We start from the raw sequence: 20,639 nt of genomic DNA, 5'->3' as shown, positions 1-20,639 counted from the left end.
CTCTCTGGTGACTCGTCCTGTCGTGTGGCCGGGCCTCGCCACGTCCTGGTTCTCCGGAAGCGGCGTTCGACGGCGTTGCGTGGTGGGGAGAGCGCGGGATCGACCGAGACCGGCCGCCTTCGTGCGATCCTCACGGCGGCGCCGGAGGATCGGCACGCTCCTGACCGGCAGACGTGCCCGTGTCCTCCGGACCCTGCGTGGCCCGCGGCTGATCACCCGCAGCGGACCAGGGTCCGGACTTCACCCAGCCCCTAGAACACCAGCCGGGCCGCGCCGTGCACGAGCGCCGCGACCGCCGCCGCGGCGGGCAGGGTGAGGACCCAGCCGACGGCGATGTCGCCCGCCACGGCCCACCGCACGGCCGACCGGCGCTGGGTCGATCCGACGCCCATCACCGCGGAGGTGATGACGTGCGTGGTGGAGATGGGCGCGTGGAAGGCGAACGCCGTCAGGTACAGCACGGACGACGCGGCCAGTTCGGCGGAGAACCCGTGCGGCGGCGTGAGGTGGAAGATCCGCCTGCCGACGGTGCGCATGATGCGCAGGCCGCCGGAGTACGTGCCCGCCGCCAACGCCGTGGCGCACAACAGGATCACCCACAGCGGCACGTGGAAGTCCTGCTGGTGACCGGACACCACGAGGGCCAGCACGATGACGCCCATGCTCTTCTGCGCGTCCTGGAGGCCGTGGCCGAACGCGAGGCTCGCCGACGACACGACCTGCGCGCGGCGGAAACCGCGCCCGGCCACGTGCGGGTCGGCGTCGCGGAACAGCCGCTGCACCAGCCGCATCAGCAGGTGGCCCAGCACGAACCCGATCACGGGTGACACCACCATCGGCACGACGACCTTCTCCAGCACACCGGTCCACCGCACGTCGGTCGCCGACGCGAGGGCCGCGCCCACCAGCCCGCCGATCAGCGCGTGCGAGGACGACGACGGCAGGCCGAAGTACCAGGTGATCAGGTTCCAGGTGGTCGCGCCGACGAGCGCGGAGATCACGACCAGCAGCCCGCCGTCGCCGGTGGGCGCGGCGATCACGCCGCTGGCCACGGTGACGGCGACGCCCGTGCCCGCCAGCGCGCCGAGCAGGTTCATCACCGCGGCCATCGCGAGCGCCCGCCGCAGCGGCAGCGCCCTGGTGGACACCGCGCTCGCGATGGCGTTCGCCGCGTCGTGGAAGCCGTTGGTGTAGTCGAACGCCACGGCGATCACCACGACCGCGACGACGGCGAACTCCACGGTCACGACTCCTTGACGGCGATCGTGCGCACCACGTCGGCGACGTCCTCGAACGCGTCGGCCGCCGACTCCAGCTCCTCGACGACGTCCTTGAGCTTCATCACGTCGAGCGGGTCGTAACCGCCGCCGAACAGCAGCGGCAGCAGCTGCCGGTAGACCTGGTCGGCCTCGTTCTCCAGCTCGTTGATCTCGACCCAGTACGCCGTCAGGCCGTTGGGCTCGGCGAGCTTCGGCATCGCGTCGGCCGTGAGCCGCGCCGCCCGGCACAGCAGGTCGACCTGCTGCCGCACGCCGTCGGGGAACTCGGCGATGGCGTACAGGTTGGCCAGCGCGACGGCGGCGTCCATGTGGTCGACCACGTCGTCGAGCCTGCTCGCGAGCCGGAGGAGGTCCTCGCGGTCGAACGGCGTCATGAACGACCGGTCGATCTGCTCGATGATCGCGTGCGTCGCGTCGTCACCCGCGTGTTCGGCCTCGTGCATCCGCACGGCGAGGGCGGCTCGCTCCGACGGCGGGGCCGAGACGAAGTCGCGCAACACCTCCACGCTGGTGGCGATGTTGTTCCCGGCCGTGCTGAACAGGTCGAAGAACACCGAACCGCGCGGCTTCCGCCGAAAGATCATGATCGCGGGTAGCCGCTCCGGCCGCCGCACAAACCTCGGCTACTCGGGGTCCTCCACCGGGGGCTTGAGCACCTCCGGCTGGTCCTCGCGGTCCTCGTCGGCCTGCTGGTCGGGTTCGGCGACCTCGTTCTCGCCGAGCCGGGGGTCCGGTGTGTGGGGAGCCGTCATGCGGACGGGGTACACCGCGAGCGTGCCGTTCACACCCCGCGTTTGCCGCGCGGTGCCCTCGGGTACCGCGAACAGGTGTTCGAGCGGAAGGAGAGGGCCATGACCGGAACGCCGGAGAAGGACCTGGACGAGTGGACGACCGGGGACGAGCCCATGACCGGCCCGCAGGAGTCCTACCTGCACACCCTCGCGCGGGAAGCGGGGGAGGACGTGCCGGAGGGCCTGACCAAGGCCCAGGCGTCGCAGCTCATCGACCGGTTGCAGCAGGAGACCGGCCGAGGGGCGTGACTCAGCCGCTCGGCGTGCACGTGCGGGCGGACGCGCCGCGCTGCGAGCCGGGGTCGTCCAGACCGATCGCGAGGACCTGGAAGCAGTGGCGGCGGGTCGTGTCGAGGCCTTCGACCACGTGCGTCGTGAGGCCCGCCGCGACCGTGACCAGCGGTTGCGGCTTCGCGCCGGTCACGTCGACCAGGACGAACTGGGCCCGGCCGTCGCTGGGGTCGGTCCAGTCCAGCTCGACGCTGGTCGGGCCGAGCACCTCGACGCGGTCGAGGGCGGGGGCGAACCTCGGGTCGCCGCCCGGCGGGACGCTCGCGGTGACGGGCGGCTCCGAGGTCGTGGACGACGTGGGCGGCTCCGAGGACGTGGGTGCCGCCGTCTGCCTGCCCGACGGCCCGCCGGTGAGCACGACGCCGAGCACCGCGCCCCCGACCACCACGACCGCGGCGAGCGGGACCAGCCAGCGGAGGCGGTGCCGCCGCGGGGCCTCGGGCTCCCGCTCGTCCAGGGGTGCCAGGAAGGTCGGCGCGGTGTTCGGCTCACCCGGCAGGACGGCGACCTGGACCGGTGGCACGTCCCGGTTCGGCACGGTAGGGACCGGCGCGGGCTCGTCGAAGTCGAAGTCGGTCCGGGAACTCGGCTGCGCCACCCGCGTCGTCCGGTCGGCGGGCGGTGCGGGGGTGTCGGTGTCGGTGGTGGCGGTGTCGGTGTCGGTGGTGGGACTCGGCTGTGCCCATGTGGTCCGGTCGGCGGGCGGCGTCGGGAGAGGTGCTCCGCCCGAGGTTGTCGGACGGGGACCGAAGTCGGGGACCTCCGGCTCCACCGGGTGGTGGCGGACGGTCAGGTCGGCCAACTGGTCGGCCCACGTCCTCGGCTCCTCGGGAGCCGCCGGTTCCGGCGCGGGCGCCTCCGCCGCCGGGCGCGGCCCGAAGTCCGGCAGCGACGTCGGGCCCTCGGGGAACACCTGGGGCGGGGCGAGCGGCGCCACGGCCCTGGTGCTGTCCGGATCCACGGTGGACGGTGTCGGGGCCCAGGCCGTGTCGACGGCGGCCAGCGCGGCGCGCAGCGAGGCGGCGTCGGGGAAGCGGTCCTCGCGCGCCCTGGCCAGGCAGCGCTCGATGATCGCGGCCAGGGCGGGCGGCACGTCCGGGCGGGTCAGCGCGCGGGGCGCGGCCGAGCGGACCCGGCCGAGGTAGCCCAGCATCGACTCGGCCCCGGCGTCGTCCGAGGCGAACGGCGGCGCGCCGTCCAGCAGGGTGAACAGCGTCGAGCCCAGCGACCAGACGTCGTCGGTGGCGGCGGGTTTCTCGCCGTCGATCATCTGCGGGGCCGCGTGGCGGTAGCTGACCAGGTGCAGCGACGCGGAGTGGCCCGCGTCGACCGCCCGCGCGATGCCGAAGTCGGCCAGCACGTACGACGTCGGCAGCACGAGCACGTTCTGCGGCTTCACGTCGCGGTGCAGCACGCCCTGGCCGTGCGCGAACGCCAGCGCGTCGGCGACCGCGACGCCCGCGGCGACCACCTCGGCCACCGGCAGCGGTCCCCGCGCGCGGAGCCGGTCGTGCAGCGAGCCGAGGTCGTGGAACTCCATGACGATGCACGGCCTGCCGCGCACGACGCCGGTGTCGAGCACCGTCACGATGTGCGGGTGCTGCCTGCCCAGCCGGACGGTGATCTCCAGTTCGCGGCGGAACCGGGCGAGCGTGGCGTCGTCCCGCGCTTCGAGCACCTTCACCGCGACGTCGCGCCCGAGCCCGTCCTGGCGGGCCCGGTACACGGTGCCCTCACCGCCCTGGGCCACCAACCGGAAGTCGCTGTAGCCCGCGAGCGCGATCCCGGTCGGGGCCGTCGGTTTCGGCGCCCACGCCATCAGGTCGTCGTCAGTCGCCACCCGTCGATCCTACGACGGCTTCAGGGGTCACCGAGTCGGTCGTGATCTCCCCGGTGCAGTGCCCGCAGACCACCCGCGCGCGGACGACCTCCCCGCAGGCGTGGTGGCGCAGGGCGATCGACGGACCGCCCAGGTGCTCGTCCCCCCACCGCATCAGCGCGACGACGGCGGGGAACAGGTCCCGGCCGCGGTCGGTGAGCCGGTACTCGTGGTGGTCGCCGTGCGGGACGCGGTCCAGCAGGCCCGCGTCGACGAGCGTCCGCAGCCGCGCGGACAGCGTGGGCTTCGGGATGCCGAGGTTGCGGCTCAGCTCGCCGAACCGGCGCACGCCGAAGAACGCCTCGCGCAGGATCAGCAGCGTCCAGCGCTCGCCGACCAGCGCGAGCGCCCGACCGACGGAATCGGCCTCGAACCGCTGGGGCAGGTCGTGCACGGCTCACCCCACCGCGGCCAGCGCCCGACGCCCGGCGGGGTCGTCGGCGGTCGACGGCGCGACACCGACGTGGTCGGCGCCCGCCCGGTGGTGGTCCGCGATCCGCTCCCGCAGCGCCGCCGCCGAGCCGAGCGCGCACACCGCGTCCAGCAGCGACCGCGGCACGGCCAGCTCCCGCCTCGGCACGCCCGCCTTCGCCCGTTCCACCAGGGTTCCGTGACCGAGTTCGACGAACACCTCCGCGTAGCCGGGCGCGCGCAGGTAGAGCGCGAGCTGTTCGGACACCTGCCGCAGCGCGTCCGGGCCGGGGTCGACCGCCGCGGTCACCCAGACCGCCAGCCGCGGCGGCGGCCGGTCGGCGCGGGCGGCGTGCTCGTCCACGACCCGCCGCACGCGGGTCACCTGCTCGGGCGTCACCAGGTTCAGCACGACCTCGTCGGCCTCCTCGGCGGCGACCCGCAGCATCGCCGGACCGAACGCGGCCACCGACACGGTCGCCTCCGGCACCGGTGTCCGCAGGCGGAACCCGTGCGCCCGCACGTGCTCCCCGTCGACGTCGATCCGCCGCCCGGCCAGCAGCGGGCGCACCGCCCGCACCGTCTCGCGCATCCGCGCCGCGGCACCCGCCCACGGCCGGTCGTGCCACCCGGCCACGATCGCCGGGCTGGACGCGCCCAGCGCGAGGTCCGCGGGCCGGCCGGTCAGCGCCGCCACCGACGACAGCCCGAGCGCCAACGCCACCGGACCGCGCACGCCCGCGGCGAGCGGACCCACCCGCAGCCGGATGCCGGTGGTGCGCGACCCGATCGCGGTCGCCAGCGCGAACGCGTCGAACGTCGCCATCTCGCCGATCCACAGCGTGCCGAACCCGAGCCGGTCCGCCTCGACGGCGATGTCCACCGCCTCGCCGTCGGGCCTGTCGAGCCAGTACGGCAGCACCACGCCGACGCTCACAGCTGCTCCGTGCGCGTGGGCAGGCCGAGCAGGAGCCGCCCCGGCAGCTCGTAGCTGGCCGGGTCGACCTGGAAGTGCGCGGTCGCGGTGTGCGCGTCGCGGAACCGCCGCTGCAACGGCGAGTCCTCGTAGATGGCCGACCCCGCGCCCAGGTCGTACACCGCGGCGACCACCTCGGCGGAGGTGCGGGTCGCGTGCGTGGCGGCCAACCGCAGCCCGACCCGCGCGGCGGTCCGGTCCTCCGGTTCGCGCCAGGCGTGGTCGACGGCGTCGAACACCAGCAGCCGCGCGGCCCGCAGGGACGCTTCCGCCTGCGCCACAACGGCTTGCGTCCGCGTCCGCTCGGCCAACGACTTGCTCGACCCGAGGGACTTCTTGCGCACGGCCAGTTCCAGCAGGTCGTCGATCGCGCCGCGGGCGTTGCCCAGCGCGGCGACGGCGACCGACAGCGCGAAGAACCCGAAGACCGGGAACCGGTAGAGCGCCCCGTCGTGCAGCGGCCCGTCGAGCACCGACAGCACGCGGTGCTCGGGCACGAACACCTCCCGCGCCACGCAGTCGTGGCTGCCGGTCCCGCGCAGCCCGCCGGTGTGCCAGGTGTCGAGCACCTCGATCTCGGCCTTCGGCAGGGCGACGACCTTCAGCGTCGCGCCGTCGAGCACGCAGCCCGCGAACAGCCAGTCGGCGTGCGGGATGCCGCTGCAGAACGCCCACCGCCCGGACACGACGACCCCACCCGCCGCGGACACGGCCGTGCCGCGGGGCGCCCAGACCCCGGCCGCGACGACGTCGGGTGGCCCGAACACCTCCCGCGCGCCCTCGTCGGGCAGGTACGCGGCCAGCAGGCTGCTGGTGGCGGCGATCGACACGCACCACCCGGCGGACGCGTCACCCCGCGCCACGGCCTCGGCCGAGCGCAGGATCGCCTCGGGCGGCAGCTCCGGCCCACCGAGCTCCTTCGGCACCCCGGCCCGGAGCAGACCGCTCTCGCCCAGGGCCGCCAACACCTCGGGCGCCAGCGCTCGTCGGGCCTCGGTCTCCCGTGCGAACTCCCGCGCCACCCCGGCGACCTCGACAGCGGACTCGATCACAGCACCTCCCGCGCACCTGGTGGTTCAAAATCCTTACCGCCCTGGCGGAGCCGGGTCAAGGCCGCTCCACCGCCGAGGAGCCCGGCCCTCCGCGGGCGGGGCAGAGGTGGGACGAGCGGACCGGTGGGCGTCTCAACAGGCTCACTCACGCTCCACAGTGGACTGATCTTCGGGGAACCGGGCGCTCACGCGGTGTGTCGGGACGGTGGTCGTCACGTAAAAGTCGTGCGATCGGCCCGACTTGACCTTGACGAGGCTGCTACCAGGGTCAATGCTGTCGCGGATCCAGAAACGATGTGCGCGATCCGCAACAGGCGCACGGTTTGGAGAGGCGTACGTGGCGGCCCAAGACGTCCAGACCGGTCCGGTCGGGGTGGAGCAACCCGACCCGGTGATCTCTGTTCGCGATGTGTGGAAGGTGTTCGGCCCGAAGGCGGCGGAGGTGCCGGGGTCGCCCGAGCTGTGCGCGCTGTCGCGTCGGGAGCTGATGGACCGCACCGGGTGCACGGCCGCGGTGCGCGACGTCGGGTTCGACGTGGCACCCGGCGAGGTGTTCGTGGTGATGGGGCTGTCCGGATCGGGCAAGTCCACCCTCGTGCGGTGCCTCACGCGGCTCGTCGAGCCGACGTCGGGCCAGGTCCTGTTCGAGGGCGAGGACATCCTCGCCGCCGACGCGAAGCGGCTGCGCGAGCTGCGCCGCAACAAGTTCTCCATGGTGTTCCAGCACTTCGGCCTGCTGCCGCACCGGCGGGTGCTGGACAACATCTCCTACGGCCTGGAGATCCGCGGCGTCGGCAGGGCCGAACGCGCGGAGCGGGCCATGGAGGTCGTCGACCTGGTCGGGCTCGGCGGCTACGAGAAGTCCTACCCGGACCAGCTCTCCGGCGGCATGCAGCAGCGCGTCGGACTGGCCAGGGCGCTCGCGGGAGACCCCGACGTGCTGCTGTTCGACGAGCCGTTCTCCGCGCTCGACCCGCTGATCCGCCGGGACATGCAGAACGAGGTCGTCCGGCTGCACCGCGAGGTCGGCAAGACGATGCTGTTCATCACCCACGACCTGTCCGAGGCGCTCAAGCTCGGCGACCGGATCCTGATCATGCGCGACGGCGCGGTCGTGCAGGTCGGCACCGGTGACGAGCTGGTCGGCGCGCCCGTGGACGACTACGTGCGCGACTTCGTCCGGGACGTGCCGCGCGCCAACGTGCTGACGCTCAAGTGGATCATGCGCGACCCCCGCCCCGACGACGTCCTGGACGGACCCGAACTCGGGCCGGACGTGGTGGTGCGCGACGCCACCCGCGCGGTGCTCGCGGCGGCGGCGCCGGTCAAGGTGGTGCGCGACGGCGAGCTGCTCGGCATCGTCGGCGACGAGGAGATCCTCGCCGTCGTGGCGGGGCAGGAGGCGGACGCCTGATGGCGACCGTCACGGTGTCCGGTGTGGACCTGCGCCGCCCGGGCCGCGGCGTGGTCGTCGCGCTCATCCTGGCCCTGTGGCTGGGGTTGTGGGCCGTCCTCGGAGGACTGCACACGCTCGTGCTCGGCCCTGCCCAGCTGACGCCCCTGCACCAGTCGCTCAACGACCTCAACGACGCCATCGGCGCGAGCCGCGACACCAACCCGCTGTTCCTCTACTTCTTCAACGAGATCCGGCTCGTCGTCGACGAGTTCGTGGTCCTCCTCCAGTCGCTGATCGCCCAACCCTCGTTCGGCAGGCCGCTGCCGGTGATCGGCTGGCTCGGCGTCGTCGCCCTGGCCGCCTTCGTCTCCTACGCCGCCGGCGGGGTCCGCGTCGCGCTGCTCGCCGCCGCCGGGTTCACCTTCCTGGGCTTGCAGGGCCTGTGGCAGGAGAGCATGGACACGCTGGCGCTCACCCTCGCGGCGGTGGTCGTCGCGCTGCTGTTCGGCATCCCGATCGGCATCTGGGCCGGGCTGTCCGACCGCGTCAACAGGGTCGTCACGCCGGTGCTGGACTTCATGCAGACCATGCCGACGTTCGTCTACCTCGCGCCGCTGACGCTGTTCTTCCTCATCGGCCCGGCGTCGGCGACGATCGCGACGCTGATCTACGCGGCCCCGCCCGCGATCCGGCTCACCGCCCACGGCATCCGCACCGTCCCCGGCGACACCGTGGAGGCCAGCGAGTCGCTCGGCGCCACGCGCGCGCAGACGGTGGGCAAGGTGCTGCTGCCCACGGCGAAGCGCACCATCATCCTGGGCGTCAACCAGACGATGATGGCCGCGCTGTCCATGGTCACCATCGCCGCCCTGATCGACGCGCCCGGCCTGGGCAAGACCGTGATCAAGGCGCTCCAGACGCTCGACGTCGGCACGGCGTTCAACGCGGGCCTGGCGATCGTCGTGCTGGCGATCGTGCTCGACCGCGTCACGACGGCGGCGGGCACGAGGGTCGAACGCGCCCGGCGGAACCGCGACCCGTGGGCGGCCAAGGCCCGCACGGGTGGGCTGATCGGCGGGGGAGCGCTCACGGTCGTCGCGATCTGGCTGTCCTACACCTACGTGTGGGCCGCGGAGTTCCCATCGGACGTGGAGATCGGCAGCACCATCGCCAAGGGCGTCGCCACCGCGACCGACTGGGTGCAGGGCAACCTGTCCGGCATCACCAACGGGATCAAGGACGCCGTGACGCTGGTCCTCGTCGACCCGTTGCAGTCGGTGCTGACCGGCTCGCCGTGGTGGCTCGTCGCCGCCGCGGTCGTCGCGATCTCCGTCGTGCTGGGCGGGGTCCGGACCGCCATCGGCTCGGCGGTGTGCCTCGGCCTGCTGGTCGCCACCGGCCTCTGGCAGGACGCCATGGCCACGCTCGCCTCCACGCTCGTCGCGACCGCCGCCGTCGTGCTGCTCGGCGTCGTCGTCGGCGTGTGGATGGGCCGCAGCCCCCGCGCCGACCGGTTCGTCCGGCCCGTGCTCGACGCGGCGCAGACCATGCCCGCCTTCGTCTACCTGGTGCCGTTCCTCGCGCTGTTCGCGGCGAGCCGGTTCACCGCCATCGTCGCGGCCGTCGTGTTCGCGGCCCCGGTGGCGATCAAGATCGTCGCCGACGGCGTCCGCGCGGTGCCGCCGACGACCGTCGAGGCCGCGACCGCCTCCGGGTCGAGCACGTGGCAGACCATCACCGGTGTGCAGCTGCCGATGGCGCGGCAGGCACTGGTCCTCGCGACCAACCAGGGGCTCATCTACGTGCTGTCGATGGTCGTCGTCGGCGGGCTCGTCGGCGCGGGCGCGCTCGGCTACGACGTCGTGGCCGGGTTCTCGCAGGGGCAGCTCTACGGCAAGGGGCTCGCGGCGGGGTTGGCCATCGTCGTGCTCGGGGTGCTGCTGGACCGCCTCACGCGCGCCGCCGCCGCCAGGACCGGGCGAGCCTGACCCAGTGGACGCGCCACCTTCGGGGTGGCGGAACGAGGAGGTTCGATCACGTGGTTCGGAACGGGAAGACCGGCGTGCGCGCGGCGGGTGCCGTGCTCGCCTGCGCGCTCGCGCTGGCCGGGTGCGGCGGCGCGAAGGTCGGGGACACCGGCAGCGCCCGGTCCGGGGGCGGCGGCGACTGCGGGACCTTCACCATCGCGATCAACCCGTGGGTGGGCTACGAGGCCAACGCCGCGGTGCTCGCGGAGGTGGCCGAGAAGGAACTCGGCTGCGAGGTCACCAAGAAGGACCTGAAGGAAGAGGTCGCCTGGCAGGGCTTCGGCACCGGCGAGGTCGACGCGGTCGTCGAGAACTGGGGCCACGACGACCTGAAGAAGAAGTACATCGACGAGCAGAAGACGGCCGTCTCGGCGGGCTCGACCGGCGTCAAGGGGCAGATCGGCTGGTACGTCCCGCCGTGGCTCGCCGAGAAGCACCCGGACATCACCGACTGGAACAACCTCAACAGGTACGCCGACCTGTTCAAGACCTCGGAGTCCGGTGACAAGGGCCAGCTCCTCGACGGCGACCCCTCGTTCGTCACCAACGACGAGGCGCTGGTCAAGAACCTGAACCTCAACTTCAAGGTCGTCTACGGCGGCAGCGAGACCGCCCTCATCCAGGCGTTCAAGCAGGCCGAGGAGAAGAAGACGCCCCTCATCGGCTACTTCTACTCGCCGCAGTGGCTGCTGTCGCAGGTCAAGCTGGTCAAGGTGGCGCTGCCGCCGTACACGGCGGGCTGCGACGCCGTCGCCGAGGCCATCGCCTGCGACTACCCGGACTACGACCTCGACAAGATCGTCAGCAAGCGGTTCGCCGACGCGAACGGACCCGCGTTCCAGCTCGTGAAGAACTTCACCTGGACCAACGACGACCAGAACCTGGTCGCGAAGTACATCGCCGAGGACAAGATGTCCCCCGACGCGGCGGCCGAGAAGTGGGTCGGCGACAACGCCGAGAAGGTCAAGGCCTGGCTGCCCGCGGCGGGCAAGTAGGAACTTCGCTTGAACGTTCGCCGGGCCTGGTCCGTATCCCCCCGTGGAGGTGGGCTAGTGCGGACTCGGGCATGGTGTGCGTTCGCGGTCGCGGTCCTGTGCACGGTTCTCGCCGTCGGGACCGCGGCCGCGCACGGTTCGGTCGTGGCCCCGGTGAGCCGGGCCGCGGCGTGCGGCGCCGACGGCGCCCAACCCCCTCCCGCCGCGTGCAAGGCGGCCCTGTCGGCCAGCGGCCCCAAGGCCTCCGCGGAGTGGGACAACATCCGCATCGCCAACGTGCGGGGCCGCGACCGCCAGGTCGTGCCCGACGGCAAGCTGTGCAGCGCCGGTCTGCGCGAGTACGCGGGCCTCGACCTCGCCCGCGCCGACTGGCCCACCAGCACCCTCGACGTCTCCGCCCCCGCGCGGATCACCTACCGGGCGACCATCCCGCACAAGGGCACCTTCCGGCTGTACCTGAGCAAGGACGGCTACCGCCCCGAGGCACCGCTGCGCTGGGCCGACGTCGAGGAGCAGCCGTTCCTGACGGTCACCGACCCGCCGCTGGTGAAGGACTCCTACGTGCTGGCCGGGAAGCTGCCGGAGGGCAAGACCGGCAGGCGGGTGATCTACACGATCTGGCAGAACTCCGACACCCCGGACACCTACTACTCCTGCTCCGACGTGACCCTGGTCGCCAAGGCCGCCCCCGGCAACCAGCCCGCCGCCGAGGCCGCGGCCGATCCCGGCACCCCCAGGCCCGGCGCGCCGAACCCCGACGCCGCCCAGGCCGCCGCCACACCGGAGGTCGACCGGCTCGCGTCGATCGCCTCCGACCGCGCCCTGCTGATCCCCGCGGGCGTCGCGGTGGTCGTGCTCCTGGTCGGGGCCGCCCTGTTCCGGCGGCGCCGCGCGTAGACGTTCTGGCGAGCCCGCACCGGTGGCACGACGACGTGCCGCCGGTGCGGGGTTTCATCCCCCACCGTCCACTGCGGGCGGTCTCCGGGCAGCGCGGAACCCCCGCCCGCCCGGAGGCGTGCGGGGGCTCCGGCTACCGCCGGATCAGGGGCAGGGCTTCCAGGCGAAGTGGTACGTCGTCTCGATCGTGCCGTCCGTGGAGTCCATGGCCATGAAGCTGGTCGTCTTCGTGGGGTCCGACGTCCCCGCGTTGACCCGCAGTTCGGTGTTGATGTTGAAGTTGCGCCGCTCGCCGCACGGCGAGTAGACGATCGCGGCCACCTCGGTGGTGTCGGTGGCCTGCCAGTCGTCGCTGAACGGCCCGTTGTAGGTGTGGGACTTGTAGGCGGTGGGCGACATGCCCTGGAAGTAGTAGTTCGCCCGTTCGGTGCCGCTCGCCCCTCTCTCCAGGTGGGCGAAGCCGCGGTAGTCGGCCTGCGCGATGCCGTAGGTGAAGCCCTGCGGCACGTTGACGCGCAGGTTGAGCTGGCAGTTCTTCCGGAAGTCGGTGGGCAGCGCGCCGATGCCCACCTGGGCGAGGAAGTCGCTGTAGGTCACCGTGAACGCCTTGTTGTCGGGTGAGACGGCGACGGCCGCCGTGCCCGCTGGACACCCCGACCCGTTCACGGTCACGACGTCGATCGTGATGTGGTCCGGAGGGGGAGTGGTGCCCGGTGCGCCGCCGGGGGGGAACGTGATGGCAAGGGCCATGAGGGCGGCCGTGGTCGCACTGAGCATGGGTGCACCTTTCTACTGCGGTCAACCGTGATTGGCGGCGCGGGATGACAACGTTCTAGGGGTGATGAAAACGTTCCTAGTCGACCGAAAACAATTTCAGGGGCATCGCTTCCACGCGAAGTGGAATGTGGTCTTGACGCTCCCGTCGGTGGAATCCATCGCCATGAAGCTCGTCGTTTTCGAGATGTCCGACGTGCCCGCGCTGACGCGCAATTCGGTGTTGACGTTCAAGATGCGCTGCTCGCCGCAGGGTGCGAAGACGATCGACGCGACCTCCGTCCTGTCGGTGGCCTGCCAGTAGTCGCTGAGCGGACCGCTGAACGGGTGGGTCGACCCCGTGGACGGGGAACCGGAGAAGTAGTAGTTCGCCTTCTCCGTGCCCTTCGCGCCCGCCGCGAGGTGGGCGAAGCCGCGGTAGTCGGCTTGGGCGATGCCGTAGGTGAAGCCCTGCGGGTAGTTGACCCGCAAGCTGAGCTGGCAGTTCTTCCGGAAGTCGGTCGGGGCGGCCCCCACGCCGATCTGGGCGAGGAAGTCGCTGTAGGTCACGGTGAACGCCGTGTTGTCCGCGGCGGGTGCCACGGCCGCGGTGCCCGCCGGGCACCCGGAGCCGTTGACCGTGACGACGGTGACCGTGATGCGGTCGTCCGGCGGTGAATCGGTGGCTTCGGCAGGCGGCACGACCGTCGATAAAGCCATGACGGCAGCAGCCATCGCAGTGAGCATGGGGATACCCTTTCCGATACCTCGACCTGATGGCGGCGCAGGATTGGAACGGTAGCGCAAGGCGGTTCTGCGAGCATCAGGCTGGATGGAGTAAAATTTTCAGACAGTTTACTTAACGGCAGCAAAAGGTCGTCGGCGTCCACGCTTCGAATGGTGGGGTTGGATTTTCACCGTCCGGCCGCGAAGAATGTAGGGGTTGCGGTCCGCGGACGGGCCTCCGTCCTGGGGTGAGGTCGGTGCCCCGGTTCCGCCCCTCCGGGACGAGCGGGCCTCAGCGCACGCCGCGCGGCCGGAACTGGATGCTGACGCGCGGCCCGACGGGCTTGGCGGTCTTCGGGACGGCGTGCTCCCACGTGCGCTGGCACGACCCGCCCATGACGATCAGGTCGCCGTGGCCCAGCGCGTGCCGCACGGTCCCGCCGCCGCCGCGTGGTCGCAGCAGCAGGGCGCGCGGTGCTCCGATCGAGACGATCGCGACCATCGTGTCCTCTGTGGCCCCTCGACCGATCGTGTCCCCGTGCCACGCCACGCTGTCCCGCCCGTCGCGGTAGTAGCAGAGGCCCGCGGTGCGGAACGGTTCGCCCAACTCGGCCGCGTAGTGCTCGCTCAGCGCGGCGCGGGCGGCGGCCAGCACGGGGTGCGGCAGCGGCGCGCGCTCGTCGTAGAAGCACAGCAGGCGCGGCACGTCCACGACCCGGTCGTACATCTGCCGCCGCTCGGCGACCCACGGCACGGTGTCGGCCAGCGCGGTGAACAGCTCGGTGGCCCCGGTGAGCCACCCCGGCCGCACGTCGACCCACGCTCCGGCGTCCAGTTCGGTCCGCCGCACGGTCAGCTCGCGGAGACCGATGGCCTCCGCGTCGTCGAACAGCGACGCCTGCACGGGTACCGACATGCCGGGCAGCGTAACCCAGGTCGAACGCGTGTTCGAGTCTGGACATTTTGTCCAATCGAGAAGTACTGTCCAGTCCATGCCGCCCCTTCCCGAGTTCCGGCTGGAGAAGCACTTCACCCGCTGGGAGTTCGCCGCCCGGTACCACCTGACCGCCTCCGACGCGCAGACGCTGTCGCTGGCGGAACTCCTGGCACTGGCCGACGACGACGGCCGCGAGCGGTGGGAGTCGCTGCACCTGGGCTACGGCGAGACCTTCGGGCTGCGCGCGCTGCGCGAGGCCGTCGCGGACACCTACGAGCACGTGGCCGCCGAGGACGTCCTGTGCTTCGCGGGCGCCGAGGAGGCGCTGTACCTGGCGATGACGACGCTGCTCGACGCGGGTGACCACGTCGTGGTGGTCACGCCCGGCTACCAGGCGGCCGAGACGGTCCCGCTGTCGGTGTGCGAGGTGTCCGGCGTCGCGCTGCGCGCGGACGAGGGCTGGGCGCTCGACGTGGACGCCGTCGAGGCCGCGCTGCGGCCGAACACCCGGATGGTGTCGGTCAACTTCCCCAACAACCCCACCGGTGCCGTGCCGGACCTCGACACGTGGACGCGGCTCGTGCGGCTGTGCGACGAGCGCGGGCTGTGGTTGTTCAGCGACGAGGTCTACCGAGGTCTGGAGAGCGGCCCCTCGCTGCCGCAGGCCGCCGACCTGTCGCCGCGCGCGCTGTCGCTGAACGTGATGTCCAAGGCCTACGGGCTGCCGGGGCTGCGGATCGGCTGGATCGCCTGCCGCGACCGGACCCTGCTGTCCAGGTTGGACGGTGCCAAGCACTACACGTCCATCTGCAACTCCGCGCCCAGCGAGGTGCTGGCGCTGATCGCGCTGCGGGCACGGGACCGGGTGCTGGGGCGCAACCGGGCGATCGTCGCGGAGAACCTGCCGGTGTTCGACGCGTTCTTCGCGCGGTTCCCGGAGCTGTTCGAGTGGGCGCCGCCGCAGGGCGGGTGCGTGGCGTACCCGCGCTACCTCGGGGCGGACGGCGTCGAGGCGATGTGCGCGGACCTCGTGGAGCGGGAAGGGGTTCTGCTGCTGCCCGCGAGCATCTACCGCTCCGAGCTGACGCCGACGCCGACCGACCGGTTCCGCGTGGGGGTCGGGCGGTTCGCGCCGGAGGAGGGGTTGGAGCGGTGGGCGGACTGGCTGGAGAAGCGCCGCTGAACCCGCTCGGAGGGGCGGGCGCTCGTACCCGCCCGCGAGGTCGGCGAGCCGCCCGCTGCCCCTCGGGGCCGCCCACGACGCGCAGCGCCGTGCGCGGGTCGGCCGCCGACCGGGCGGGCGGGCCGATCGTGGACGGGGAGCGGTGGTCGCTGGTGGTGTCCGGGGAGCCGGGTCCGCCGAACCCGGTGGGCGGCACGGTGTCCACGCTCGGGCGCAGGCCGTGGACGCCGCGGAACGGGGCGGGGACGCGGATCGAGCCCGCCAGGTCCGTGCCGTGCTCCGGGGAGGACGGGCGGGCGGGCGTGACGTCCCACGGGTCGCTGGTGCGCCCGTGCACGTCGTCGGCCGTCGTCGGCCTGCACCTCGTGCAGTCGGTCCTGCCGAACACCGTCGCGCCGGTCCTGATCAGCCTGCGCGCCGCGGTGGCGACGAGGTCGGAGAACGCCGGGTGGCCCACGTCGTCCGCATCCCCGCGACGTCGAGGCGCTGCTGCACGGTCATCGGCACGCCGTGCGGCGGACCGACGGCCCCACCGCCGGGTTCACCGCGTCCACGCGCGCCGGTCGCGGCTCGGTCGGCTCCCGCGCGGAGACTTCCCTTCGGCGCACCGGCTCGGCGGCCTCGTCCGCGCCGGTGAACAGCTCGTCCTCGTCCCCGCGCGCGGTCACTCCGCGTCGGTGCCCAGCAGGCCGCGCACGAACGCCGCCTGGCCCGCGTGCTGGAGGTCGTCGGACACGACGCTGACCAGCCGCACCGCCAGCGTCACCGGCGGGTCCCAGCGCTCGTCCACGACGCGCGCGAAGTCGGCGTCGGCGAGCCCGCGCACGTAGTCCGCGGACACCCGGTGCACCGCGTCGTGGTAGCCCAGCAGCAGCTCGGCCGACCCCACGCGCACCGACGCGACCTCGTCGGAGCCGTGGCCGTAGCCGATGTCCGCGTCGTCGAGGGGCAGGTCGAACTTGCGCGCCCACCCCTGCGCGGTCCACACCTGCTCGGTGCCCGCGACCGCCGCGACGTGGTCGTCCTGCACGCGGGTGAGGTGCCACAGCAGCCAGGCGATCGAGTTGGCGGTACCGCCGACGCGGTGGGCGAGCTGGTCGGCGGTCAGGCCGTCGGCGACCTGGTGGACCACCTCCCGCACCCGTTCCAGCGCGTCGACCAGCAGGGCGGAGCTCGTCTCGGTGCTCATGCCCCCGACCGTAGTCCGGGCGTCGACCACCCGCGACGGGGCGGTCCGCCGCTCGCCGGGGCCGGGCTGGAAGCCCTGGCGGCGCTGCGCTTCCACCTCCGGGTGACTCCGGGGGCGCCGGGACGTCCTAGGTGAGCGACCGGGTCGACGTGGTCCAGTGCAAGGACTTCACCGGGCGCGTCGAGCGCGGTCGCCACCGGCTCCACGACCTCCTGCGCGTGCACGCACGCCGGCAGGCCGACGACACCACGGGTGCGGCGCCGGTGCACCGCGCTCTCGCCCGCGCGCCCGCCTCCCCTCGGCCGTGGCGCACGGCGTGCGAGCGCTCGAAGGCTTCCGCGAGACCGGGAACCGGCGGTTGCGGGGCATCGTGTTGAGCGACCTCGGTCTCGGCCGCTCCTGCCTCGACGTGGCGGGAAGCGCAGGCGATCGTCGAAGCGCTCCAGGACTCCGATCTCCGCGCGGCTGGACCGCCTGTCGGACGAACGGGGCTGAACGGGAACGGCGCTTCGTCCGCGAGACCTTTCACGCTAGGTTGCCGCCCATGGTGAAGGAGTCCGCGCCCCCTCGGGATGTGCTGGTCCACGTGGTCGACCAGTGGCCGGTCTGGTTCGGGCAGGCGTCCGGTCTGCCGTCGGCGATCGAGGTTCCCGCCGACGCGCCGCCGCCGCGACGTGGACCGGTCGATCTGCTGCTGTCCAAGGGTTTGTGGCTCGCGGTCGTGGTGCTGCTGTGGGGCGGGCTGGCCGTGGGCATGGTCGGTGTTCCGCTGTGGGCGTTCCACGCCCGCCCGGCGTCGGCCGAGCTGTTCGCGGTGGGCGTTCCGCTGGCGCTCGCGGTGATGCCGCTGCTGTTCGCGACCATCGGCTACACCTACGCGGTCGCGAAGCGGGCGCAGCGGTGGCGGGTCGCGGCTACCTCAGGTGGGACGCCCCGTTCAGGTCGATGACCGCGCCGCTCGCCCAGCCCGCGCCGGGTGTGGCGAGCCAGGCCACGGCCGAGGCCACGTCGTCGGGGGTGGCGACCCGGCCGAACGGGCTCTGCGCGCGGATCGCGGCGCCGCGCTCGCCCACCAGGACGTCGGCGGCCATGTCGGTGTCGACGAACCCCGGCGCCACGGCGGTGACGGCGACGCCCAGCGGGGCCAGTGACACCGCGAGCGACTGCGTCAGCGAGTGCACGGCGGCCTTCGAGGCGCCGTAGGCGGGCGCGTCCGGCTCGCCGCGGTAGGCGCCGCGCGACCCGACGGTGATGATCCGCGCGCCCTCCGGGCCCCGCGGCCGGGTGCGCAGGTGGTCGACGAAGCACCACGTGGTGCAGGCCGTGCCCAGCACGTTGACGTCGGTGGTCCGCCGCCACTCCGCGGTCCACTCGTCGTAGGACGTGGTGGGCAGCGGGTGCTCGGTGTAGACACCCGCGTTGTTGACCAGCACGTCGATCTCGCCGAGCCGCGCCACGGCGTCGGCGACGAAGGCCGCGACCTCCTCGGGGTCGGCGAGGTCGCCGCCGACGACCGCGTGCCCGTCGCCCGGCAGCGCCGCGGCGACCGCCTTCGCCGCCGCCAGGTCCGCCCTCGCGTGCACCGCGACGGTCATCCCCGCCTCCGCCAACGCCCTCGCCACGGCCGCTCCGATCCCCCGCGCGCCGCCCGTCACCAGTGCTCCCGTCATGGGCGCAGTCAACCACCCTCGAACTGTTATTGACTATCAACTGTTAGTCAGTAACACTTTGTCCATGGACATCACCGTGGTGGGAGCGGGACCAACTGGACTGGCGCTGGCGTGCGGGCTGCTCGGAGCGGGATCGCGGGTGCGGGTGGTCGACGGGGCCGACGGCCCGGCCGTCACGTCCCGCGCGCTCGGCCTCCAACCCAGGGGCGTCGAGGTGCTCGACCGGCTCGGCGCGCTGGGCGACCTCCCGGAGCGGTCGATCGGGGTCCGCCGGATCGCCATCCGCGTCGACGGGGCACCGCTGGGGGAGCTGGAGGTCGGGCAGGAGACCAAGCTGGTCCGGCGGCGCGGCCTGCTGGTCTCGCAGGCCGAGGTCGAGGCGCGGCTCCGCCGTCGGCTGGCCGAACTCGGCGGCGCCGTCGAGTGGGGGACGTCGGTGGTCGCCGTCGACCAGGACGAGCACGGGGTCCTGGTGGGCACGACCGGCGGCCGGGAGGCGCGCACGGACTGGCTGGTCGGCTGCGACGGCGCGCACAGCGCCGTCCGCAAGGCCGCGGGCATCGGGTTCCCCGGCGCGCCGCTGGCCGAGCGCTTCCTGCTCGCCGACGTGCGCGCGGACCTGCCGCTGGAGCGCGACTCGGTCGCGGTCTGGCTGAGCGGCGAGGACCTGCTGGCCGCGTTCCCGCTGCCCGGCGGCGTGTGGCGGCTCATGGCACCCGCCCCGTCGGGGTTCGCCGACGACGGCGACGTCACGGCCACCATGGCCGGGCTGCTGCGCGACCGGGCGGCGCTGCCGGACGCCGAGATCACCTCGACGGCGTGGACGTCCAGCTTCCGCTTCCACCGCAGGCTCGCCGACACCTACCGCGCGGGCCGGGTGCTGCTCGCGGGCGACGCCGCCCACATCCACAGCCCGTTCGGCGGCCAGGGCCTGAACACCGGCCTCGGTGACGCGGAGAACCTGGCGTGGAAGCTCGCCCTCGTCGCGTCCGGCCACGCCGGAGCCGCGCTGCTCGACACCTACGAGGCCGAGCGGCGCCCGGTCGCCGAAGGGGTGCTGTCCACCACCAGCGGGGCGACGAGGCTGATCGTCGGCGGATCACCGAGGGCCAGGCTGCTGCGCGACCGGGTGGTGGTGCCGATGGTGAACCGCCGGTTCGTGCAGAGGGCGATCTGGGAGAGGTCCTCCCAGCTGCGGATCACCTACCGCGGCGGCCCGCTCGGCGGCCACCGGCTCGGCCGCGGCCCCCGCCCCGGCGACCGCGTCCCCGACCGCCCGTGCGTCCGCGCCGACGGCACGGCCACCCGCCTGCACGCCGAACTCGGCTCCCGCTGGGTGCTGCTCGGCGGCGAGGACCACGCCCGCGTGGCCCGCGAGCGACTGGGACGGGAGCGCGTCACCGTCCTGCGCGCCGACGGCGGCCCCGCGCTCGTCCGCCCCGACGGCCACCTCGCGTGGCGGGGCCGCGGGGGACCCGACGCGCTCGGTTCCCGGCTGACCGGCATCCTTGGTGCGTGAGCTCACCAGCGCCAGGGCTGCGCGAACAGCGGAAGGCCCGCACCAGGAAGGCCATCCAGGAGCACGCGCTGCGGCTGTTCCTGGCCAACGGCTACGACGCCACCACGGTCGACCAGATCGCGTCGGCCGCCGGGGTCTCGCACATGACGTTCTTCCGCTACTTCCCCAGCAAGGAAGCGGTCGTGGAGAACGACGAGTACGACCCCCTGCTGGTCGACCTCATCGCCGCCCAACCGGCGTCGCTGGGCCCCCTCGCCGTGCTGCGCACCGCCGTCGTCGACGGCATCCGCGAGGTCTGCGCCACCGACCGGGAAGCCCTGCTGGCCCGCACCAGGCTCGTCCTCACGACCCCGGCGCTGCGCGGGCGCCAGTGGCGCAACGGCGACGCCACCCAGCGGCTGTTCGCCGACGCCCTCGCCGCCCGCGCGGACGGCGAGGTCACCTTCGCGCTCCGCGTGCTCGCCTCGGCCGTGCTCGGCGCGCTGTCCACCGCGCTCACGACGTGGGTGGAGGGCGACGGCGTCGAGGACCTGCCGTCCCTCGTGGACCGCGGCTTCGACGCCCTGGCGCACCTGGACTCCTGACGCGGTGACCGTGCCCCGCCCGCCTGGAGCGGCCTGCCTCGGGGTCGGGGCTCGACCCCGAGGCAGGTTCGGGGTCGAGCCCC

The 20,639-nt window shown here is 73.2% G+C and carries 22 protein-coding genes and 1 pseudogene; 9 read left to right on the top strand and 14 right to left on the bottom strand.

The genetic code is table 11. The annotated features are described in order from the left end of the window. Positions 1-251 precede the first annotated feature (251 nt). From AC156L_RS33405 to AC156L_RS33395, 3 genes are read right to left on the bottom strand one after another with little or no spacing between them, the layout of a single operon-like run. On the bottom strand, positions 252-1,247 hold the full coding sequence (locus tag AC156L_RS33405; RefSeq protein ID WP_330876612.1) for an inorganic phosphate transporter: 996 nt from the start codon (positions 1,245-1,247) through the stop codon (positions 252-254). Next, positions 1,244-1,864 (bottom strand): DUF47 domain-containing protein, encoded by a 621-nt coding sequence (locus AC156L_RS33400; RefSeq protein WP_330876611.1) that lies wholly within the window; start codon positions 1,862-1,864, stop codon positions 1,244-1,246. Before AC156L_RS33400 ends, AC156L_RS33405 begins: the two co-directional genes overlap by 4 nt. 39 nt (positions 1,865-1,903) lie before the next feature. Further along, on the bottom strand, positions 1,904-2,032 hold the full coding sequence (locus tag AC156L_RS33395; protein ID WP_330876610.1) for a hypothetical protein: 129 nt from the start codon (positions 2,030-2,032) through the stop codon (positions 1,904-1,906). Positions 2,033-2,131: 99 nt separating this feature from the next. Here AC156L_RS33395 and AC156L_RS33390 point away from each other — a divergent pair, with 99 nt between their 5' ends. Next, positions 2,132-2,320 (top strand): DUF3072 domain-containing protein, encoded by a 189-nt coding sequence (locus AC156L_RS33390; protein ID WP_330876609.1) that lies wholly within the window; start codon positions 2,132-2,134, stop codon positions 2,318-2,320. A gap of 1 nt (position 2,321) precedes the next feature. Here AC156L_RS33390 and AC156L_RS33385 read toward each other — a convergent pair whose 3' ends face one another. Genes AC156L_RS33385 through AC156L_RS33370 form a run of 4 tightly spaced genes read right to left on the bottom strand, consistent with a single transcriptional unit; the run spans position 2,322 to position 6,680 of the window. Continuing rightward, positions 2,322-4,202: a serine/threonine-protein kinase gene (locus tag AC156L_RS33385; protein ID WP_484407593.1), complete on the bottom strand. Its 1,881-nt coding sequence runs from the start codon at positions 4,200-4,202 to the stop codon at positions 2,322-2,324. Next, the gene (locus AC156L_RS33380) at positions 4,192-4,635 is read right to left on the bottom strand and encodes a winged helix-turn-helix transcriptional regulator (protein ID WP_330876607.1); all 444 of its coding nucleotides are present in this window, start codon (positions 4,633-4,635) and stop codon (positions 4,192-4,194) included. Before AC156L_RS33380 ends, AC156L_RS33385 begins: the two co-directional genes overlap by 11 nt. Positions 4,636-4,638: 3 nt before the next feature. Then, positions 4,639-5,589, bottom strand: a complete 951-nt coding sequence (locus AC156L_RS33375; RefSeq protein ID WP_330876606.1) for an LLM class F420-dependent oxidoreductase — start codon at positions 5,587-5,589, stop codon at positions 4,639-4,641. After that, a complete protein-coding gene (locus tag AC156L_RS33370; RefSeq protein ID WP_330876605.1) occupies positions 5,586-6,680 on the bottom strand; it encodes an acyl-CoA dehydrogenase family protein in 1,095 nt (364 codons plus the stop codon). Before AC156L_RS33370 ends, AC156L_RS33375 begins: the two co-directional genes overlap by 4 nt. Positions 6,681-7,071: 391 nt before the next feature. Between AC156L_RS33370 and AC156L_RS33365 the strand changes: the two genes are divergently transcribed. The 4 genes from AC156L_RS33365 to AC156L_RS33350 all read left to right on the top strand — a co-directional run bounded on the left by AC156L_RS33365 (position 7,072) and on the right by AC156L_RS33350 (position 11,995). Continuing rightward, positions 7,072-8,094 (top strand): quaternary amine ABC transporter ATP-binding protein, encoded by a 1,023-nt coding sequence (locus AC156L_RS33365; RefSeq protein ID WP_484407592.1) that lies wholly within the window; start codon positions 7,072-7,074, stop codon positions 8,092-8,094. Beyond that, a complete protein-coding gene (locus AC156L_RS33360; protein WP_330876603.1) occupies positions 8,094-10,064 on the top strand; it encodes an ABC transporter permease in 1,971 nt (656 codons plus the stop codon). Before AC156L_RS33365 ends, AC156L_RS33360 begins: the two co-directional genes overlap by 1 nt. A 50-nt stretch (positions 10,065-10,114) precedes the next feature. Further along, the gene (locus tag AC156L_RS33355; protein WP_330876602.1) at positions 10,115-11,098 is read left to right on the top strand and encodes an ABC transporter substrate-binding protein; all 984 of its coding nucleotides are present in this window, start codon (positions 10,115-10,117) and stop codon (positions 11,096-11,098) included. 144 nt (positions 11,099-11,242) lie between these two features. Then, complete coding sequence (locus AC156L_RS33350) at positions 11,243-11,995, top strand: lytic polysaccharide monooxygenase (RefSeq protein ID WP_330876601.1); 753 nt, start codon at positions 11,243-11,245, stop codon at positions 11,993-11,995. Positions 11,996-12,139: 144 nt separating this feature from the next. Here the strand turns inward: AC156L_RS33350 and AC156L_RS33345 are convergent, their stop codons facing one another. The 3 genes from AC156L_RS33345 to AC156L_RS33335 all read right to left on the bottom strand — a co-directional run bounded on the left by AC156L_RS33345 (position 12,140) and on the right by AC156L_RS33335 (position 14,390). Further along, a complete protein-coding gene (locus tag AC156L_RS33345) occupies positions 12,140-12,745 on the bottom strand; it encodes a DUF4360 domain-containing protein (RefSeq protein ID WP_414719903.1) in 606 nt (201 codons plus the stop codon). Positions 12,746-12,868: 123 nt separating this feature from the next. Next, entirely contained in the window at positions 12,869-13,495 is a 627-nt protein-coding gene (locus tag AC156L_RS33340) for a DUF4360 domain-containing protein (protein WP_330876599.1), read from the bottom strand. A gap of 271 nt (positions 13,496-13,766) precedes the next feature. Continuing rightward, positions 13,767-14,390, bottom strand: coding sequence for an alpha-ketoglutarate-dependent dioxygenase AlkB (locus AC156L_RS33335; RefSeq protein ID WP_330876598.1), 624 nt, complete (start codon positions 14,388-14,390; stop codon positions 13,767-13,769). A gap of 76 nt (positions 14,391-14,466) precedes the next feature. Between AC156L_RS33335 and AC156L_RS33330 the strand changes: the two genes are divergently transcribed. Next, positions 14,467-15,594 carry a pyridoxal phosphate-dependent aminotransferase gene (locus tag AC156L_RS33330; protein WP_330876597.1) on the top strand — a complete coding sequence of 376 codons (1,128 nt, stop codon included), beginning with the start codon at positions 14,467-14,469 and terminating at the stop codon, positions 15,592-15,594. Between the two features lie 67 nt (positions 15,595-15,661). Here AC156L_RS33330 and AC156L_RS33325 read toward each other — a convergent pair. The 3 genes and pseudogenes from AC156L_RS33325 to AC156L_RS33315 form a co-directional block, all read right to left on the bottom strand. Next, a pseudogene (locus tag AC156L_RS33325) lies at positions 15,662-15,931 on the bottom strand (amidase family protein); the annotation flags it as partial. A gap of 160 nt (positions 15,932-16,091) precedes the next feature. Then, entirely contained in the window at positions 16,092-16,262 is a 171-nt protein-coding gene (locus tag AC156L_RS33320; protein ID WP_330876596.1) for a hypothetical protein, read from the bottom strand. Further along, on the bottom strand, positions 16,259-16,783 hold the full coding sequence (locus tag AC156L_RS33315; RefSeq protein ID WP_330876595.1) for a mycothiol transferase: 525 nt from the start codon (positions 16,781-16,783) through the stop codon (positions 16,259-16,261). The genes AC156L_RS33320 and AC156L_RS33315 overlap by 4 nt, the downstream gene beginning before the upstream one ends. A gap of 544 nt (positions 16,784-17,327) precedes the next feature. On the opposite strand from AC156L_RS33315, the gene AC156L_RS33310 reads away from it, so the two are divergent. Then, entirely contained in the window at positions 17,328-17,732 is a 405-nt protein-coding gene (locus AC156L_RS33310) for a hypothetical protein (protein ID WP_330876594.1), read from the top strand. Here the strand turns inward: AC156L_RS33310 and AC156L_RS33305 are convergent. Next, complete coding sequence (locus AC156L_RS33305; protein ID WP_330876593.1) at positions 17,698-18,453, bottom strand: SDR family NAD(P)-dependent oxidoreductase; 756 nt, start codon at positions 18,451-18,453, stop codon at positions 17,698-17,700. The two genes, AC156L_RS33310 and AC156L_RS33305, sit on opposite strands and share 35 nt — an antisense overlap. 64 nt (positions 18,454-18,517) lie before the next feature. Here AC156L_RS33305 and AC156L_RS33300 point away from each other — a divergent pair, with 64 nt between their 5' ends. Together AC156L_RS33300 and AC156L_RS33295 are read left to right on the top strand one after the other, a co-directional pair. Further along, entirely contained in the window at positions 18,518-19,972 is a 1,455-nt protein-coding gene (locus AC156L_RS33300) for an FAD-dependent monooxygenase (RefSeq protein ID WP_330876592.1), read from the top strand. Beyond that, positions 19,969-20,556 (top strand): acyl-CoA-like ligand-binding transcription factor, encoded by a 588-nt coding sequence (locus AC156L_RS33295; protein ID WP_330876591.1) that lies wholly within the window; start codon positions 19,969-19,971, stop codon positions 20,554-20,556. Before AC156L_RS33300 ends, AC156L_RS33295 begins: the two co-directional genes overlap by 4 nt. Positions 20,557-20,639: the final 83 nt, after the last annotated feature.

Source organism: Umezawaea sp., from assembly GCF_057122925.1.
The sequence above is the reverse complement of the archived record's forward strand: the minus strand, read 5'-3'. Positions and strand labels throughout refer to the sequence as shown.

Excerpts from the sequence above, each read along its gene's own strand:
- AC156L_RS33400 (WP_330876611.1), bottom strand. The coding sequence starts at position 1,864 with ATGATCTTTCGGCGGAAGCCGCGCGGTTCGGTGTTCTTCGACCTGTTC.
- AC156L_RS33395 (WP_330876610.1), bottom strand. The coding sequence starts at position 2,032 with ATGACGGCTCCCCACACACCGGACCCCCGGCTCGGCGAGAACGAGGTC.
- AC156L_RS33390 (WP_330876609.1), top strand. The coding sequence starts at position 2,132 with ATGACCGGAACGCCGGAGAAGGACCTGGACGAGTGGACGACCGGGGAC.
- AC156L_RS33360 (WP_330876603.1), top strand. The coding sequence starts at position 8,094 with ATGGCGACCGTCACGGTGTCCGGTGTGGACCTGCGCCGCCCGGGCCGC.
- AC156L_RS33345 (WP_414719903.1), bottom strand. The coding sequence starts at position 12,745 with ATGGCCCTTGCCATCACGTTCCCCCCCGGCGGCGCACCGGGCACCACT.
- AC156L_RS33340 (WP_330876599.1), bottom strand. The coding sequence starts at position 13,495 with ATGCTCACTGCGATGGCTGCTGCCGTCATGGCTTTATCGACGGTCGTG.
- AC156L_RS33335 (WP_330876598.1), bottom strand. The coding sequence starts at position 14,390 with ATGTCGGTACCCGTGCAGGCGTCGCTGTTCGACGACGCGGAGGCCATC.
- AC156L_RS33330 (WP_330876597.1), top strand. The coding sequence starts at position 14,467 with ATGCCGCCCCTTCCCGAGTTCCGGCTGGAGAAGCACTTCACCCGCTGG.
- AC156L_RS33315 (WP_330876595.1), bottom strand. The coding sequence starts at position 16,783 with ATGAGCACCGAGACGAGCTCCGCCCTGCTGGTCGACGCGCTGGAACGG.
- AC156L_RS33310 (WP_330876594.1), top strand. The coding sequence starts at position 17,328 with ATGGTGAAGGAGTCCGCGCCCCCTCGGGATGTGCTGGTCCACGTGGTC.
- AC156L_RS33305 (WP_330876593.1), bottom strand. The coding sequence starts at position 18,453 with ATGACGGGAGCACTGGTGACGGGCGGCGCGCGGGGGATCGGAGCGGCC.
- AC156L_RS33300 (WP_330876592.1), top strand. The coding sequence starts at position 18,518 with ATGGACATCACCGTGGTGGGAGCGGGACCAACTGGACTGGCGCTGGCG.